General features: G+C 61.9%; 9 protein-coding genes, 1 tRNA gene and 2 rRNA genes (1 of these 12 running past the window's edge). 9 read left to right on the top strand and 3 right to left on the bottom strand.

Going from position 1 to position 18463, the window contains the following annotated elements; all coding sequences use genetic code 11:
* The 6 genes from X907_RS10765 to X907_RS10740 form a co-directional block, all read left to right on the top strand.
* Window positions 1-2640 (top strand): 23S ribosomal RNA (locus X907_RS10765); it begins 147 nt to the left of the window's first position.
* Window positions 2641-2730: 90 nt separating this feature from the next.
* Window positions 2731-2845, top strand: a 5S ribosomal RNA gene (gene rrf / locus X907_RS10760).
* Between the two features lie 247 nt (window positions 2846-3092).
* Window positions 3093-3169 (top strand) — tRNA-Met (locus X907_RS10755).
* A gap of 489 nt (window positions 3170-3658) precedes the next feature.
* On the top strand, window positions 3659-4915 hold the full coding sequence (locus X907_RS10750) for an aminotransferase class V-fold PLP-dependent enzyme (RefSeq protein ID WP_127567859.1): 1257 nt from the start codon (window positions 3659-3661) through the stop codon (window positions 4913-4915).
* Entirely contained in the window at window positions 4912-5877 is a 966-nt protein-coding gene (locus X907_RS10745; RefSeq protein WP_127567857.1) for an ornithine cyclodeaminase family protein, read from the top strand. Before X907_RS10750 ends, X907_RS10745 begins: the two co-directional genes overlap by 4 nt.
* The gene (locus tag X907_RS10740) at window positions 5874-7172 is read left to right on the top strand and encodes an APC family permease (protein WP_127567855.1); all 1299 of its coding nucleotides are present in this window, start codon (window positions 5874-5876) and stop codon (window positions 7170-7172) included. The genes X907_RS10745 and X907_RS10740 overlap by 4 nt, the downstream gene beginning before the upstream one ends.
* Here X907_RS10740 and X907_RS10735 read toward each other — a convergent pair.
* Window positions 7169-8686, bottom strand: coding sequence for a S10 family serine carboxypeptidase-like protein (locus X907_RS10735; RefSeq protein WP_170175536.1), 1518 nt, complete (start codon window positions 8684-8686; stop codon window positions 7169-7171). The two genes, X907_RS10740 and X907_RS10735, sit on opposite strands and share 4 nt — an antisense overlap.
* Window positions 8687-8935: 249 nt before the next feature.
* Between X907_RS10735 and X907_RS10730 the strand changes: the two genes are divergently transcribed.
* From X907_RS10730 to X907_RS10720, 3 genes are all read left to right on the top strand, one after another.
* A complete protein-coding gene (locus X907_RS10730) occupies window positions 8936-10387 on the top strand; it encodes a S10 family serine carboxypeptidase-like protein (protein ID WP_127567851.1) in 1452 nt (483 codons plus the stop codon).
* Window positions 10388-10597: 210 nt separating this feature from the next.
* Window positions 10598-13594 (top strand): TonB-dependent receptor domain-containing protein, encoded by a 2997-nt coding sequence (locus X907_RS10725; protein WP_127567849.1) that lies wholly within the window; start codon window positions 10598-10600, stop codon window positions 13592-13594.
* A gap of 312 nt (window positions 13595-13906) precedes the next feature.
* The gene (locus tag X907_RS10720) at window positions 13907-15439 is read left to right on the top strand and encodes a S10 family peptidase (protein ID WP_127567847.1); all 1533 of its coding nucleotides are present in this window, start codon (window positions 13907-13909) and stop codon (window positions 15437-15439) included.
* Here the strand turns inward: X907_RS10720 and X907_RS10715 are convergent.
* Entirely contained in the window at window positions 15436-16407 is a 972-nt protein-coding gene (locus X907_RS10715) for an ornithine cyclodeaminase family protein (protein WP_127567845.1), read from the bottom strand. The two genes, X907_RS10720 and X907_RS10715, sit on opposite strands and share 4 nt — an antisense overlap.
* The gene (locus tag X907_RS10710) at window positions 16404-18458 is read right to left on the bottom strand and encodes an amidohydrolase family protein (RefSeq protein WP_127567843.1); all 2055 of its coding nucleotides are present in this window, start codon (window positions 18456-18458) and stop codon (window positions 16404-16406) included. The genes X907_RS10715 and X907_RS10710 overlap by 4 nt, the downstream gene beginning before the upstream one ends.
* Window positions 18459-18463: the final 5 nt, after the last annotated feature.

Raw genomic sequence — 18463 nt, 5'->3', positions numbered from 1 at the left:
CGGTCGCTCGTCCGAGCAATCGGACGGTCGGTCACCAGAGTTTGTGAAAGGTATCTAAACCTGAATACATAGGGTTTTAGAAGCGAACCCGGGGAACTGAAACATCTCAGTACCTGGAGGAAAGGACATCAATTGAGACTCCCTCAGTAGCGGCGAGCGAACGGGGACCAGGCCAATGTCTCTCTCTGCATCAGCGGAACGGTTTGGAAAGGCCGGCCATAGTGGGTGATAGCCCCGTACGTTAAAATAAAGAGAGAGAATTCGAGTAGGGCGGGACACGTGAAATCCTGTCTGAACATGGGGGGACCACCCTCCAAGCCTAAGTACTCCTTACCGACCGATAGCGAACCAGTACCGTGAGGGAAAGGTGAAAAGCACCCCAACGAGGGGAGTGAAACAGACCCTGAAACCGGACGCCTACAAGCAGTTGGAGCCCCCTTGCGGGGTGACAGCGTACCTTTTGTATAATGGGTCAGCGACTTAGTCTCTCGAGCAAGCTTAAGCCGATAGGTGTAGGCGCAGCGAAAGCGAGTCTGAATAGGGCGATTTAGTTCGAGGATTAGACCCGAAACCAAGTGATCTAGCCATGTGCAGGCTGAAGGTGAGGTAACACTCACTGGAGGGCCGAACCCACGTCTGTTGAAAAAGACGGGGATGACGTGTGGCTAGGGGTGAAAGGCCAATCAAACTTGGAAATAGCTGGTTCTCCGCGAAATCTATTTAGGTAGAGCGTCGTGTATTACCCTCGGGGGTAGAGCACTGGATGGGCTAGGGGGCCTCACCGGCTTACCAAACCTAACCAAACTCCGAATACCGAGGAGTACAGCACGGCAGACACACTATGGGTGCTAAGGTCCATAGTGGAGAGGGAAACAGCCCTGACCGCCAGCTAAGGTCCCCAAGTCATGGCTAAGTGGGAAACGATGTGGGAATGCTTAGACAACCAGGAGGTTGGCTTAGAAGCAGCCATCCTTTAAAGAAAGCGTAACAGCTCACTGGTCAAGCGTTCCTGCGCGGAAAATGTAACGGGGCTTAAGCCATGCACCGAAGCTGCGGACTCGAAAGAGTGGTAGCGGAGCGTTCTGTAGGCCTGTGAAGGGTTGCCGCGAGGCAGCCTGGAGGTATCAGAAGTGAGAATGCTGACATGAGTAGCGATAAAGGGAGTGAGAGACTCCCTCGCCGAAAGTCCAAGGGTTCCTGCGCAATGCTAATCAGCGCAGGGTAAGCCGGCCCCTAAGGCGAGGCCGAAAGGCGTAGTCGATGGGAATCAGGTTAATATTCCTGAGCCAGCGGAAAGTGACGGATACTGGAAATTGTCTACCCTTATTGGATTGGGTGGGCAGTGAAGGTGTTCCTGGAAATAGCTTCCGCATTGAGACCGTACCCCAAACCGACACAGGTGGACTGGTAGAGCATACCAAGGCGCTTGAGAGAACTCTGTTGAAGGAACTCGGCAAATTGCTCCCGTAAGTTCGCGAGAAGGGAGCCTGGCGCTGGGCAACCAGTGTCCAGGGGCACAGACCAGGGGGTGGCGACTGTTTACTAAAAACACAGGGCTCTGCGAAGTCGCAAGACGACGTATAGGGTCTGACGCCTGCCCGGTGCCGGAAGGTTAAAAGGAGGGGTGCAAGCTCCGAATTGAAGCCCCGGTAAACGGCGGCCGTAACTATAACGGTCCTAAGGTAGCGAAATTCCTTGTCGGGTAAGTTCCGACCTGCACGAATGGCGTAACGACTTCCCCACTGTCTCCAACAGAGACTCAGCGAAATTGAATTCCCCGTGAAGATGCGGGGTTCCCGCGGTCAGACGGAAAGACCCCGTGCACCTTTACTACAACTTCACAGTGGCGTTAGTGATGATATGTGTAGGATAGGCGGGAGGCTTTGAAGCGTGGGCGCCAGTCCATGTGGAGCCATCCTTGAAATACCGCCCTTATCCTTATTGACGTCTAACCGCGGCCCGTTATCCGGGTCCGGGACCCTGTGTGGTGGGTAGTTTGACTGGGGCGGTCGCCTCCCAAAGTGTAACGGAGGCGCGCGAAGGTAGGCTCAGAGCGGTCGGACATCGCTCGTTGAGTGCAATGGCATAAGCCTGCCTGACTGCGAGACTGACAGGTCGAGCAGAGTCGAAAGACGGCCATAGTGATCCGGTGGTCCCGAGTGGAAGGGCCATCGCTCAACGGATAAAAGGTACGCCGGGGATAACAGGCTGATGATGCCCAAGAGTCCATATCGACGGCATTGTTTGGCACCTCGATGTCGGCTCATCGCATCCTGGGGCTGGAGCAGGTCCCAAGGGTTTGGCTGTTCGCCAATTAAAGCGGTACGTGAGCTGGGTTTAGAACGTCGTGAGACAGTTCGGTCCCTATCTGCCGTGGGTGTCGGATACTTGAGAGGAGCTGTCCCTAGTACGAGAGGACCGGGATGGACGCACCTCTGGTGGACCTGTTGTTGCGCCAGCAGCATAGCAGGGTAGCTAAGTGCGGACGGGATAACCGCTGAAAGCATCTAAGCGGGAAGCCCCCCTCAAAACCAGGTATCCCTTGAGAGCCGTGGAAGACCACCACGTTGATAGGCTGGAAGTGGAAGCGCAGCGATGCGTGGAGCGGACCAGTACTAATTGCTCGATAGGCTTGATTTGCGTAGCTCATGAATGGCGATCGCCTCGTCCTTCATGAAGCCCGAAAGTTCAGGAAAAAATGTCTCTGTGAAACCGCGTCAAACGTGCCGACCGGGTGGTTATAGCGAGGGGACCCCACCCGTTCCCATCCCGAACACGGCCGTTAAGACCCTCAGCGCCGATGGTACTATGTCTTAAGGCATGGGAGAGTAGGTCGCCGCCCGGTCCGCCCGTTTGACGCCAGTTATCCTTTTTCTTTCCAATCGAAATGATGAAACCCCCGCTTCGGCGGGGGTTTTGTTTTTCTCCGGCCATGTTTCTGGTGTCAAAAATGGTAGCAAGTGAAGGCCAAGGCTCGGATGAACCGAGTGTTCGTTGCCGGATCCGATGCGCCACTGAACGCGCGGTTGACTGACCCTCATGTGTTGGTTAGTTACACCGCTCCCCATCGCCGGGGGTTAAACCGGCACTGACGCGGGGTGGAGCAGCCCGGTAGCTCGTCAGGCTCATAACCTGAAGGTCGTAGGTTCAAATCCTACCCCCGCACCCAAAAACGGCAGGCCATGCCAAAGGCTTGCGCAAACGCCCCGGACGAAAGTCCGGGGCGTTTGCGTTTAGGTCTGCGATACCTTCACCGGCAAGCTGACGTCCGCAGAAAGGTTCGGGGCGAAGGTCCGCCAGCTCGCCTGTCTTCAAGACAGCGTTGCGCACAATCGCTCTGTTGATGATGTCGCCAGGCAAGAGGGCGACGCCGCCACGCGGTGGTTCGCTGACGTGCCGCGGCGGACGGCGCAATCGCCAGCGACCGTTCGCGGTACACGACAAGGCGACGGGGTTGTCGGGGGGGAACCAAGCCGGTCAACAGAACCCGTTCGTTCTGTGTCGCGCATAAGTTTGGTGCGATAGGGCGGTTTTGAGGCAATTTGGCCCCTTTGCCTGCGTGTGACTGCGTCACTTCGGCAGGAATCTGGCATTTCCAGATATTATCATTGCACATGGCCGGTTCCGTCCGGCTGCATGGCGATGCCGGGAAGACGTAATGACGAAGGCCGATGCGAACGAGGGCATGACGCGGCGCACTTGCCTGGTTGCAGGCAGTGCGTTGCCGCTTGCCGGTGCGGCCTTGGGCGCTGCTGCGCACGGGCGCGAAGAGTTCCCGCCTCGCCTGTCTGCGCGCGATGCCTTTCCGGGCATCCGTCCCGGCTATCTCAATTCGGGATCGGTTCATCCGGTGAGTGCTGGCGCGCGCCAGCGCGTGGCTGACTATCTCGCCTCGCGCGCCATGGGCGGCGAGAGTGATTACGACATCGCTGCAGCGCGCCGCACAGTGATGGAAAGGTTTGCCCGTCTCATCAATGCCGATACCGGCGAACTGGCATACATCCAGAGCACGTCGGCGGGCGAGCAGATGGCCGTCGCCGCGCTGGGCCTTCCGGAGCCGGGGGCACGTGTGGTAACCGACGCGCTGCACTTCTTCGGCTCCTTCCATCTCTACAGCGAGCTGGAAAAGGCAGGTGTCGAAGTGGTGGTGGTACGCCCGCACGACAACCGTATCCAACTTGAGGACATGGCCGCTGCTATTGATGACCGTACTCGGCTGGTATCGGTCTCTGCCATTGCGACCACCAATGGCTTCCAGCACGATCTGGCAGCACTGGCCGATATCGCCCACGCCCATGGCGCGAAGCTCTTCGTGGACGCAATCCATGCGATCGGCTCGGTGCCGTTCGACGTGAAGGCTGCCGGTATCGATATGATGTCGACTGCCTCTTATAAATGGCTGATGGGTGATATGGGGCTGGGCTTCATGTATGCCCGCGCCGACCTGATCCCGGAACTGGCCCGTCCCCAGGCGGGGTATTTCCAGCTGGCGGGCATTTCCAGCCATGTCTTCCCGTATGAAGAGCCACACGAGCGCGCCTACCAGACACGCGCACGCGATGATGCCACGGGCCTGTTTGCCATGGGCACCTATTCCAACACGGGTGTGGCCCATCTCGATTATTCGCTCGACTTCCTGCTTGAGCTGGGCGTGGAGAATATCCAGGCCAGGCGTCAGCCCCTGATCGAGCGGGTGCGCGAGGAATTTACGGCGCGCGGCTTCCAGCCGCTAACGCCGGAGGATAGCACAGGCCCGCTGATTGCTTTTGCTTTTGAGAATGCGCGCGCGCGGCTTGGGCCGAAGCTAAGGGATGCGGGCGTGGAGATTTCACTCAGTCAACATCGCTTCCGCATCTCGCCGTCCGTATTCAACACGATGGACGACATTGAAATGCTGCTGGAGGCGCTGGCGTGACATCGCCGCTCTTCCTTGACGCTGCGCAGGTGGCGGAACGCCTTTCGCTTGACGTCTGTACCGGCCTGATGCGCGAGGCGATGCGCGCCTTATCGGGCGGTGAGGTCGAGCAGGCCTTGCGCAGCTTTCTCAAACTCGGCGAAGGGCGCACCTTCGCGCTGATGCCGGCAGGGTTTGTGCCTGGCGGCCCCTTCGGTGCCAAGCTGGTCAGCGTCTTTGCCGATCCGGACCATCCCGGACGGCGCAGCCATGAAGGGCTGGTGATCCTGTTTGACGGGCGGAGCGGTGCGCCTGTCTGCGTGGCAGATGGCGGGGAGGTGACGCGTATCCGTACCGCTTCGGCCAGCGCAGCAGCCACCGATGCGCTGGCAAGTCCTGATGCGTCTCGCCTCGCCATCTTTGGCACGGGCGTGCAGGCCCATACCCATGCCCTCGCCATCGCCCATGTACGAAAGCTCGAGCAGATCATCGTCTGGGGCCGGGACCGAGACCTGGCCGGGGCGCTGGCGGCGCGTCTGGCAAGCGAGTTGAACATTGATGCGATGGCCGAGCCTGATCCGGCACGCGCCGCCAGGGCGGACATCATCAGCACCGTGACGGCTTCGGCCGAGCCGGTGCTTAAGGGTAAGTGGGTCCAGCCAGGCACGCATGTAAACCTTGCCGGATCGAGCGGCCCTCATGCGGCCGAGGCGGACAGCGCTCTGGTAGCCGCCGCGCGCTTCATCGCGGACCATCGGACGCATGTTCTGGCGCATGGTGGAGAGTTCTTGCGCGCGCGCCAAGCCGGCCTGATCGACGATGATCATATCGTGGCCGAGATCGGGGAGGTTTATGCCGGGACGCAAGCCGGACGGACCGGCCCCGAGGACATCACGATCTACAAATCATTGGGCCATGCCGTGCAGGATCTCGCGGCTGTGGCATGGCTCTACAACGACATGAAAGCAAGGGGACAGGGATGAGCGAAGCTGGTCTGAAACAGGGCGTCGGCCTGTTCTCCGTCGTGGCTCTGGGGCTTGGCATGGCGGTGGGTGTCGCCGTGTTCTCGGTCATGGGGCCTGCCTCTGCGCTGGCGGGGCCTGCGCTTTTGCTCGCAGTGCCGCTGGCAGCGATCCCGGTATTCATCATCGCGCTCACCTACGCCTTCATGGGCTCGGCCTTGCCGACAGCGGGTGCCTCCTATGAGTGGCCGCGCCGCTTCGTGTCGCCAGCCTTCGGCTTCATGATCGCGTGGCTGCGCATTGCAGGCAGTGTGGGGGCGATGCTGGTGCTCTCTCTGGTGCTGGTGCGCTACTTGTCCATGGCCGTGCCGCTGCCCTTGCGTCCCACCATGTTCGCGATTTTCGCCGTGGTCTTTGCCCTGAATTTCTTTGGCGTGGGTATCGCCGCGCGGGCACAGGGCTTCCTGATCGCCGCGATCATCGCCTTCTTCCTCCTGTTCGGTGGCTGGGGCATGACGGCTATTGAGTTGGAGGCCTTCACACCCTTCACTCCGTTTGGCTGGGCCGGCGTGCTGGCGGCTGTGCCGGTGCTGGTGGGCCTGTTCTTCGGGCTGGAGGCGGCTACCGAGATGGGCGACGAGGTGAAAGATGGCCGGCGCAATATCCCGCTGGGCATTGCCGGAGCGGTTATCGCCGCGCTTGTCCTTTATCTCTTGATCGCGGTCGTCTCGATCGGCGTGCTGGGTCCGCAGGCGCTGGCCGAGAGCGAAGCGCCGATCCTGGATGCCGCCAATGCCTTCATGGCTGCACCGCTGGCTACCCCGCTCGTGATAGCCGCATCTGTCGCCGCCATTGGCACCTCGCTCAATGCGCTGTGCATGATGTTCAGCCGCTATCTCTTTGCCATGGGCCGGACCGGAGCCCTGCCTGAGGTGCTGGGCCGGGTCCATCCGCGCTTTGGTACACCCCACTGGGCGCTGGCCGCCGCGTTCTGCCTGTGTGTGCTGGGCCTGTTCCTGCCGCTGAATCTGCTCGCCCTGTTCCTGGCCATCAATATCCCGACCCTTCTGAAGTATGCCGGGACGTGCCTGGCCGCCGCGAAAGTCGCCGCCGATCACCCAGACCTCTACCGTCAGGCGAGCTTCCGCATGGGGCGCAAGTTCACCGTATTCTGGTCATGGCTGGGCATTGCCGCTTCGCTGGGCGTCGTCGTGATGGGGTTGACCGCAGACTGGCGTCCCTATGTGGCGCTCACCGTCTGGGGGCTTATCGGCGCCAGCTATTACATCATCCGCCAGCGCATGAAGGCTGCCTAGCGCAGCGCCCTTGCCAGTGCGCGCATATCGGCATTGAACGCGTCCAGCACCGGGGCGTCACGATACATCATGTGACCACCCTCATAACAGCGCGTGGTGACGGCTGCGCGCACCGGTTCGCTCTGGCGGGCGGCCAGCTCCTCGATACCGGCGCAATTGGCTAGCGAGTCATACGCGCCTGATGCGATCAGTACCTGAATGGCCGGATTGAGCTCCAACGCGTCCACGGTGGAGGGTAGAGGCGGTCCAATGCGCGGCGGGCCATCACCTCTGCGGATCGCTTCTGCGACGGCAGCAGCATATTCCTCGTCGGTGACGGGGCCGGTGGCGTAGTTCCAGCGTGCGCTGGGCGGGCGGGGTATCTCGCCGCCGGGAGCATAGCCCACGCTCCAGTTTTCCAGCCCGATATAGGGAAGATCAGTGCGGTAATTCAGCCGGTAGCGCAGATAGCGCAGTATCGGCTCGCGCACTGAGGGGGCGCCTGTGTGCGCCTGCGGATCGGCTGTGTTCAGCCGCATGTCGAAGACGCCGAGGGTTGCCTCGCGATCGCTCAGCAGCGTATCGCGGAAGGCTCGTGTGGTGATGACTAGGCTCTCGCGGCTGATCTGGTCCGCGCCGATCCCGATAAAGTCTGACAGCTCTTCTGCGATGGCGTCCCGCTCGGCTGATGAAAGGGTGTCGATGCGCGCAAGGGCAGGCGCGTAGCGCTCCCTGACCCAGCGTTCTGCATTGTTCAGCACCTCATCCAGCGTTTCGCCCACAGAAGGGTCTGAAAGGCCATAGTGGAATGCCGTCCGGGCAAAGCCCGTAACCCGTAAGGCGTCGATCAACACGCCGTCACCGTCCTCCGCGTGCAGGCCGGACCCGCCGGAGATCAGTGAGAGTGCGCCGACGGGAATACCCCGTTCTTCCAGCTGATAGGCAACACTGGCCACGCGGATCGCGCCCCAGCTTTCGCCAGCCAGGATGATCGGGGAATCCAGCGCCTCATTGCGCAGCCGCCACGCCCGGACGAACTCGGTGGCTGAGGCGATATCGCCTAGCGTGCCATAGAACTCATCACCGTACTCAGCGCGTGCAGGGCGGCTGAAGCCGGTGCCAATCGGGTCTACGAACACCAGATCCATTTCGCTAAGCCAGCTATGCGCGTTGGGTGCCAGAGCGCCGTCTTCAGCGCGGTAAGGGCCTGCCGTCTCGAAATGCAGGATAGTGGCGGGAGCGCCCGGCCCGCCATTCCAGATGAAGGCGACGGGGCGGCCCGGATCGCCGGGCACACGGTAGGCGACATAGAACATGTAGCCGCGCGCATTGCCTGTCTCGACATCGCGAATGGCCAACCGGCCGGCATGGGCGGCATAGTCCAGGCGCAGATCGCCCGCCTCCAGCGTGTGACGGGTTTCCACCACGCTTTCATCGGCCTTGGCCGCCGCGCCATGAACCAGCATGACCGCCGTTCCCGCCAGCGCCAAAGCGCGAAAACGTTGATGCGCGACAGAGCCTTCAGGCAGTGCCATGGCCGGTTCTCCTCCCATTGCTGAAACGACGCTATCGCGCCGGAGGCGGCATGTTTATTTAAATGAAGCATCAAGCCATGTGCCGGAGCGGCAGTTCTATGCGTGCGGGTGCGCGGGCAGTGCGCGTTCGTGCCGATTTGCAGGCACGCTGATGCGCACTCGCCAGCTTTGCTGGATGATTTTGGCAAGAATTGCCCCGCCTCATGCGTAGTCTATGGGCAATCGATTAGCTTTTTCGGGAGTTCCGTCATGGCCCATCTTCGCGTCACGCTCCTTGCGCTGGTCGTACTGGCCGCAGGCCTTGCCCATGCCGGCGACATCGAACTGGTATCCACAAACCGTACCGTTCACGAAGGCGTTTTCAGCGGAGTGTCCGTGCGCTACACCGCGCTGCTTGAAGAGCGGCGCTATAGCGTGGCGGGCGTGCTGGCGGGCCAGTTCGTCACTGTCAGCTATGTGCGAGAGGACGTGGCCGATCCGGCAACCCGTCCGGTCATCTTCCTGTTCAATGGCGGTCCGGGCGCTTCCACCACGCCGCTGCATTTCAGCGCATTCGGGCCGAAACGGCGTACCGGCACGGACGACGATGCAGTGATGTACGACAACCAGCACTCCATACTGGACGCGGCTGATCTGGTATTCATCGATCCTGTCGGGACCGGCTATAGCCGCCTTGCGGACGGCGCGGAGCGCGGCCTCGTCTGGTCGCGCACGGGCGATGCCGTGTCGGTGGCAGCCTTCATCCGCGACTGGCTGGCCCGTCATGATCGCGAGGCCTCTCCGCGCTATCTGCTCGGCCAGAGCTATGGCACGGCCCGCGCTGCCGAAATCCACCGCGTCGATCCTGAGCTGGAGTTTGACGGGGTGATGTTGTTCGCGCTGGTCGCAGGGCCGCGTCCCGGCCCGCTGGGGCCCATGACGGCGCTGCCGACCATGGCTGCCACCGCCTGGTACCACGGGCGGGCGAGCCAGCATCACGACAGCCTGGAAGCGGTCTTCGAAGAGGCGGTAGAGTTTGCGCGCACCGATTACGTGCAGGCCCTGATACGCGGCGCTTCGCTGCCTGCCGGGGAGCGACGGGCGATGGCCGAACGCGTCGCTGCCTTTACCGGCCTGTCTGCAGACCTGATCGAAGAGAATAATCTGCGCCTGGATAACCACACCTTCATGCTGAACCTACTGGCGGATGAGGGGCTGCGCACCGGCCAGCTGGATTCCCGCGCAACGCGTTCGCTTGATGCGCCGCCCCAGCGTCCTCCCCATGATGACCCGGGTCTGGGCTATGCACCATCCGATCCTGATCTGCCCGACGACCTGCCAGGGCTTCTGGAGCGTGGCGGTCATGACTCCATCGTGGAGACCTATTTCCGCGATGTGCTGGGCTATCGGGGCGACGAATTCTATGCGGGCCTCAATCTCGATGTGAATAGCGCTTGGGACCATGAGGGTGGCGGCAATGCCATCGCGCTGCTGGCCGAGGCGATGGAACGCAATGCGCGCCTGCGTGTGTTCTGGGTGGCCGGATATTATGATCTGACAACGTCGGTATATGCCGGGCGCTACACGCTCGATCAGGGTGATATACCCGCGGACAGGCTGACAGCGGCCTATTTCCCGTCCGGTCACTCGGTCTATGTGGAGACCGCCAATCTGGAGCGGCTGTCTCACGCCGTGCGCAACTTCCTCGGCCGGCGCCAGTAGGCGTCCATACTGGCTGGCAGTCTGGAGCAAAAATTATTCGCAACAGATTTGTGAACGGCTTGTTGCAGTCGCGTGCGGTCAATTATGGGAATAATTCGAAAAGAACTTCTCCTAAAAGCTGATTATTCTTTGTCGTGAAGGAGAGCGTTTGTGCCTGCGATGTAAGCAGGTGGCAGATGGTCGCTTGTGGGACAAGGAAGGGGAGTTTCGATGTCCAGGGATCGCCAGTACTCATTTACCGCCTGCCTGCTTGCCGGTGTTGCCGCTATTGCCTTGCCGGCTGCGGCTGTTCATGCGCAGGACGCGCAGACGCAAACCACCGAAGAGACTGTCGAGCGCGCTGACCGCATCGTGGTCACCGGCTCACGGATCGCCCGGCCTGAAGTGGCCACCTCCGCACCGCTTAGCGTCATCGATCAGCAGGCGTTGACCGATCGGGGCTTTGTACAGGCGGGTCAGGCGCTCAACGATGCCACTTCGATCACGCCCTCTGTGCCGCAGACGGCGTATTCAGGCGGCAGCAGTGGCGGTGGCCAGCAGTATCCGTCCCTGTTCGGTCTTGGGGCCGGTCGTACGCTGACCCTTGTCAACGGGCGGCGGACCGTCGCGACCGCCAACGGCATCGGTGATCCGGTCGTGGACACCAACTCCGTTCCAACGGGGCTTCTCAGCCGGGTGGAGATCGTTCAGGGCGGTGGCGCGGCTGTATACGGCTCTGGCGCGATCGCGGGCGTGGTGAACTACGTGCTGCGTGATGATTTTGAAGGTGTTCAGATCGATGCGCAGACCGGAATTTCCTCCCGTGACGATTATCCCGTTCATAGCCTGCGCCTGACGGCGGGCCGCAACTTCTTCGATGGGCGGGCCAATCTGGCGGCCAACTTCGAATGGTCCCGGTCTGAGCCGCTGCTGGCGAGCGCACGGCCGGAAACGGAACGGGCCCGGCTTCTCGTCGCCAATCCCGCAGATACGGGGCCGAGTGACGGAATCCCCTCCCTGCGGGAAATCTTTGATGCCCACTTCTGGTCCTTCAACGCCAATGGCGTGTTGTTCTTCCCGCCCGCGCCGATAACGACGGCCTTCATCACGGCGGACGGGACCCCGTATCCGGAGGGCGGTGTGCCGCTCCAGATGGGCCCGGACGGCATGCCGATCGCCTATAATCCCGGAGAGCTTGCCGGTGTTCCTTTCGCCAGCGGCGGGGACGGGCTGCGCTATGATGAGCTTGGCGCGCTCTATTCCGGTGTGGAGCGGCGCAATATCAATGTGATCGGTCATTACGACTTTGATAATGGCGTGCGGCTGTCTACCGAGCTGCTCTGGTCTCATACCCAGGGCGAGGATGCGCGCGCCGGCCGTCCGAGCAATACGATCCTGAACCCGGCCGCCAGCGGCGCCGGCGCGATCCAGTTTGACCGCTCCAATCCGTTCTTGTCCGCCGATGCGGTTGCGGCGCTCAGTGCGGCCTACCCCGCTTTCGGGGCCGGTGCGCCGATCTTCATCTCGAAGATGTGGAACGACCTTCTGCACGATGACAGCGCCTTCACCACGACTGAGGTCTACCGCGCGCTGGCCGCGCTGGACGGGGCGGTGGAGTTTGGCAATCGCGACTATGACTGGTCGGTCTCGATCAGCCATGGCCGTGCGGATGGCAATACGCGCAGCTGGGGCGTCTGGCAGACCCGGTTCAATAACGCCATCGATGCCGTACTGGACAGCAGCGGGAATATCGTCTGCGCCATAAATAATGATGGCGATCCGGCAACCGATGACCCGGCCTGCGCTCCGCTGAACCCGTTTGGAGAGGGGAATGTCAGCCAGGAAGCGCGCGATTACATCAACACGGTCTTCGGTGAGACTTACACAAATACCCAGACCAACTTCCTGGCAACGTTCGGCGGCACGGCCTTCAGGTTGCCAGCTGGCGATCTCGCGTTTGTCGCGGCCTATGAATACCGCTACGAAGAAGCCGAGTTCGTTCCACGTCAGGCCAATCTGCTGGGGCTTGGGCGCCAAGGTATTCCCACGGCATCGGAATCGGGCAGCTACGACACCCACGAATACTCGCTTGAGGTGCTGGTGCCGCTGATTGGCGGCGCGACGAGCATGCCGCTGGTTGAAGACCTGGAGTTTTCGGGCGTTTATCGCCGCGTGGAGCATTCCATCGCGGGCGGGGAGAATGTCTGGGATGCGGGCCTGCGCTGGACGGTCACCTCCGATTTCGTGCTCCGCGCCTCGCGCAGCCGGAACTTCCGTGCGCCGAACCTGAACCAGCTTTTTGCACCCGTGCAGACGGCCAATTCGTCGGTCGGCATCGACCCGTGTGACTTCCGCTATATCGATAGCGGCCCTAACCCGTCGGTCCGCCGGGCGAATTGCGAAGCCGAATGGGCGGCCAATCCGGGGTATGAGGCTCTGCCGAGCTTCCAGAACTCGTCCACCAACTTCCAGACTGCGCTCGTGACAACGTCCGGCAATGCCGAGCTGCGCAACGAGCTGTCAGACACCACGACCTACGGCTTCATCTTCGAGCCGTCCTTTGTGCCGGGCCTGACCATTATCGCGGACCGGGTGGAAGTGGACCTGACCGACGGCCTGTCAGTCTTCGGCCCGGCCCAGTTCCTGGCCGTGTGCTATGACTCCAGCACGCAGTCGCAGGATTTCTGCAGCGGATTCACCCGTGATGCTACCGGCCAGGTGGTTGCGGCCAATTCCAGCACCGTCAATGCGGGCCGGGTGCATTTCCGGGGCGAGGTTTACAACATCAACTACGATGTCCCGCTTGATGCAGTGTTCTCCGGTGATGTCGGGCAGCTGAACCTCAATCTGGAAGCGACCCATGTGTCGCGGCTGGAAACCTCGGTGACCGGGTTTGACCTGTCGCGCACTGATGGCACGGTAGCACAGCCCGACTGGGTGGCTCGCCTTGACGCGCACTATACGCGTGGGCCGGTGCGCCTGACCTACACGCTCAACTACCTGCCGGAAGTGCTCCGTCAGGAAGGCTCCAACATCGAGAACGATCCCAATCCGGTGGTCGGGAATAATTTCCGTCACAACGTGTCGGGCCAGTTCCAGGTCAATGAGCGGTTCTCGGTCCGGGGCGGTGTCAACAATCTGACCGACGAGCGTCCGTCCTATCCGACGCTGGACTACGGCGAAATCATTGGCCGCTATTACTTCGTCGGTATCCGGGCCAATCTGTAGCCCGGCAGACCCAGGCAGGCCGGATTGTTTCCCCTCCGGCCTGCCTCATTCTGTCTTTTCGAACTCCGGTGAGGCTATGATCCTGCTTGCCCGCAGTCTTGCTGCCACTGTCTTTGCCTCGTCCCGGCCGAATCCGGCACCTTCGAGCTGGACTTTGATGACTTCCGGCTTGGTCAGGTGACCAGTCTGGGTAAGCTGAGCGCTTCGAGATCAGCTTCGGCCCGCGCGGGGAGAGCCTTCCCGGCTGGAAATGGGAGCGTGTGGATGACATCGATGAGAGCGTCTGTGGCATCTGAACTGGGGAGATAGCTTGTGCGGATTCTTGCAAAGGCCGCGTTCTGCTCATTCCTGCTGGTGTCAGGCGGATGCGTCCCCGCCGACGAGCCACGTGAGCCCGGTGCGAGTGTGGATAGCAGCCGCGCAGCGAGCCCACCAGCACAAGCCTTCGAGCCCCGCCATTTCGAGTATCACGGAGAGGGCATTTTCGGCGGCGAGCGCATCGGCTACCGGCTGATCGCGGGCGATACGCTTATTGATGGCAGCGACGGGCGGCCGGGCGCAGCCCTCTTCACCTTCACCTATCTGCGCGAGGATGTGCGGGATCGCCGCAGCCGCCCGGTTGTATTCATCTTCAATGGTGGCCCGGGATCATCCTCGATCTGGATGCATATGGGCCTGTTCGGCCCGCGCCGCATCGCCATGGATGATCCGCTCAACCCTCCGGTCACGCCGCCCTTTGCGCTGGAGGACAATCCCTACTCCATCCTTGATGCGGCCGATCTGGTGCTGATCGATCCGGCTGAAACCGGCTTTAGCCAGATACTGCCCGGTGGCGAGGCGGCGGACTTCCTGGGAACGCAAGCAGATGCGGTGGCAACGGCGCGCTTCATCGAGCAATGGTTGATCACCCATGACCGCTGGGAATCGCCGAAATATCTGGTGGGCGCCAGTTATGGCACTACCCGCGCCGCGCTGACCGCCCGCATTCTGGCGGGTGGGCCGATGAGCCCTGGTGCGCGCATGACCGGGATCGGTGTCGATGGCATCGTGCTGGTCGGTCAGGCGATCATGTCGCCACAGGGGCCGGAAGCAGGCCAGGCGGCGTCGCTCGGCGCGATGGCCGCCAGTGCCTGGTATCACGGCAAGGCGGGTGAGGGGGAAAGCCGCACGGACTTCATTGCCGACGCCGAGGCCTTCGCTGTGGAGCGCTATCTGCCGGCCCTGTTCCTGGGGGACGCGCTGGACACTGCAGACCGCGCGGAGATCGCGGCATCGCTGGCGCGCTTCACCGGCCTGCCTGCAGATCTGATTGAGGCAGAAAACCTGCGTCCATCGGCCCAGCTCTTCCGCGAGCGATTGCTGAACGGGGAGGGTCTGCATCTGGGGGCCTATGATGCGCGCTACACCCTGCCGGCCAACGGATTGCCTGCCATGCCTGATCCCGTCGGCGATGATCCGGCCATGGCCCAGTATTCGCCCTCTTACGTGGCGGGCCTGCGCCAGTATCTGGCCGAGACGGGTATTGATGTCAGCGGCACTTACACCGCTATCAGTTTCTCGGTGAATAGCGGCTGGGACAGAACGATCCGGCCGCCCTCCTCAGGCGCAGCGGATTCGCTCGCCGGTCTTATGCGGGCCAATCGCGATCTCAGGGTCATGGTGGTGACCGGCGAGATGGATCTCGTCACCCATATCGGGAGTGCGGATTATTTCGTGCGCCATGCAGGCCTGCAGCCAGACAGGATAGTGTCCCGCCGCTATCCGTCGGGCCATATGCCCTATCTCGGTGATGACAGCGCAGAGTCCCTGAGCGAAGACCTCAGAGCCTTCGTTACCGGGCATTAGAAACTGACCGGCTTCATGCCGAGTTGGCCGGCGCGTTCCAGCAGGAAGGCGGCACTGGCAAGGTCTTGCACAACATGGCCGAGTGATTTGTAGGCAGTGATGTCATCCCGGTTGGCGCGGCCTTCCGCCTTGCCATCAAACACCTCGCCAATCTCGGCATGGATGTGATTATCGCCGATCAGCCCCGCCTCCTTCGCGCGCAGGAATTCTGCGCCCTGTGCCAGCACGCCGGGGCGGTAATCGGCAATGAAGCGGGAAGCTACAACCAGCGGAGTATCGATCTCGGCCGGGCCGGCATAGCTGGAGCCGACCAGATTGATATGCGCCCCCCGGCTTACCCAGTCGCGTTTCAGGATGGGTTCCTGTGCGGCGGTGACAGTGCAGATGATGCCGGCATCTTCCACACAGGCCTGAACCGTGGGCGAGGCTGTCACGGCGAGGCCGGTCTTGCGGCTCATGCGCGCGGCAAAGCTTTGCGCCTTGATCAGTGAGCGCCCCCACACCGTGACGCGTTTCAGTTCGCGCACTTTCGAGATGGCTTCCAGATGCGTGCCTGCCTGTTCGCCACAGCCCAGAATGGCCAGGCTTGCCGCATCGGGGCGGGCCAGCGCGTCTGTTGCCGCAGCGCTCGCGGCAGCGGTACGGATCGCGGTGACCTCTCCGGCTTGGACCAGGCCTGTCGGCGCACCGGTCTCCGCGTCGAAGACGAGCACCACGCCCTGATGTGACTGGCGGCCCAGAGAGGCGTTCTCGGGGAACACGCTGACCAGCTTGGCACCGAAGCTGCCGCTCTCACCCATCGCGCCGGGCATGATCCCGAACATATGCCCGTCTGCCAGCTTCAGGATGGAACGCAAGGGCTGGATGGTTTCCCCGCGCGACAGGGCGATCATGGCGGCGCGCATCAGCGGAATGCACGCCTCATAGGTCAGGTGCTGGCGTACGAATTCACGGTCCAGAATGATCATTCGTCGTCACCGGGCCGGTTTTCAGGCGCGCGTATCTCCACCGGCGTACCGAACGGGCGAACGCCAAGCCGGGTATAAATCTCGGCGGGCATATAGCCAGCCTCACCCCGCATGACGAAACGGACCTGACGGATCGCGCTGATATTTTGGGTCGGATCATCGTCGATCAGGAAGAAGTCGGCCAGCTTGCCGCGCTCGATACTGCCCAGATACTGGTCACGGCCCAGAAACTCCTCTGCGCGCAGGGTGGCGAGTGCCAGCGTTTCTCCGGCCGGAATGCCGGCCTGCACGTAAAGTTCCAGTTCGCGATGGAGGGGAAAGCCCGTGCCCGCATCGGTACCCGGCAATAGCTGGATGCCTTCGCCATGCAGCATGGCCAGCGTGTCCAGCAATGTCTGGAAGGCGGCACGGTAGCGCTGATCGTCTTCTGGCGTGTTGATGGTGACATGAGCGACCCGGCGGCGGCGCTGATAGCCGACCGGCATATGTTCAACGTGGCCGCGCACATTATCCGGGTACTCGCCCGCACGGCTGAGCATCAGCAATTCCAGAACCATCGCAGTGGTATCGAGCGCCACTGCGTTCTCGCGCATGGCGCTTACCGTGCGTTGTACGCGATCGCTTCCCAGGTCGAGATCAGCGGCGCGGGCCATGGCTGTCAGGCGCAGAGGTGTGCGTGTATCCTCACCCTCGTTGAGCACCCAGCCCAGCATGAGCTGGTTGATGTGGGCGATATCGTCATAGCCGCCACCGATGGCCTGATCCGGTGTCACGAAGGCGGGCACATGCCCGCTGACACCAATGCCGAGGCGCCGGCTTTCATCAATGATGGGCTGTACCCAGTCCGGATGGATCGAGTTGTATATCTTGATCTGGAAATAGCCCCGCTCGGCATACCAGCGGACAATTTCCAGCGCCTCATCCAGCGAACCGGCCAGAAGCCCGTTGCGTACCGAGAAGGGGCTGCGCCCTTCCAGCATGCCATTAGGCACGATGCGCGGGCCGGGCATCTCCCCGCTATCGATCTGGCGCATCAGCTGGTGCAGGCGTTCGGGATTATTGCCCTGATCGCGCACACTGGTGACGCCCGCTGCAAGATGGAACAGGCCGTTCTGCGCGTTCATATGCACGTGCATGTCATGCAGGCCGGGCACCAGATAGCCGCCGGCCGCATCGATCACGTATTCACCCTCGCGGTCAGGCGCACCCGCCTCCGGCTCGATCAGGGTGATCACGCCGTCGAAGACAGTCACCGCGTGCGGTCCGGTAATGCCGGCGGTATGGGGATCGAAAACATGCGCATTGCGGATGCGTAGTGGTCCGTCAAACGTGTGAGCGAGCCCGGTGTGGAGGTTGTCGAGACGGGCTTGCGACAGCTCCTGGCCCACGCGCAACAACTCCTCGCGGGCGTCGCGGAAATCCTCGTGAATGATCCCGCCACCGGCCGTGCCGATAAAGCGTCCATTGCGGTCCAGCACGATATGGGAAGGCGCCATGTCCAGTCCGCCAATCTGCCAGATCGTCATGTCCTGGCCGGCGACGGTGATCGTCTCCACGGGTTCCGCGCTGAGCGTGCCGCCGGGTATCACGTCGAGACTGCGCTCTGCGAGGTTCATCAGGACGCGCGTATAGATGCCCAGTGACCACGGGCTGGAATCGTTGGCGACATAGAGCGGCGGCGTAGCAGCTTCGATGTGCCCGGAATCGGCCTGGCTGCGCCACTCGAACATGCCGTCTTCCCAGCGCATGAACTCGTTGACCGGGTCGCCGAACGTGCTCTCGCCGGTAATGGTCCAGCTCACCGGGATGCCGTCCGGATTGAACACTATGTGCTGGCTGTTCTTCGGGCCGCGCCCGTTATTGTCGACGAAGTATTCCAGCTGGGCCGCGCCATTCTCCTCGCGCACGTGCAGATAGCCGGTCTGCTCATCGCCAGACAGGATCACATAGCGGTCGGTCCATTCCGTCTCATCGGCCATTGCGCCAGCATAGCCCGCCACAACCAGCAAGACGCTGATGAGCATGCCGATCCGGAGTGATGTTGCACGCATTGCAG

It is taken from the genome of Glycocaulis alkaliphilus (assembly GCF_004000605.1).
GTDB lineage: Bacteria > Pseudomonadota > Alphaproteobacteria > Caulobacterales > Maricaulaceae > Glycocaulis > Glycocaulis alkaliphilus.
Note: the sequence above shows the minus strand (reverse complement) of the source record. Positions and strands in the feature narration are given on the sequence as shown.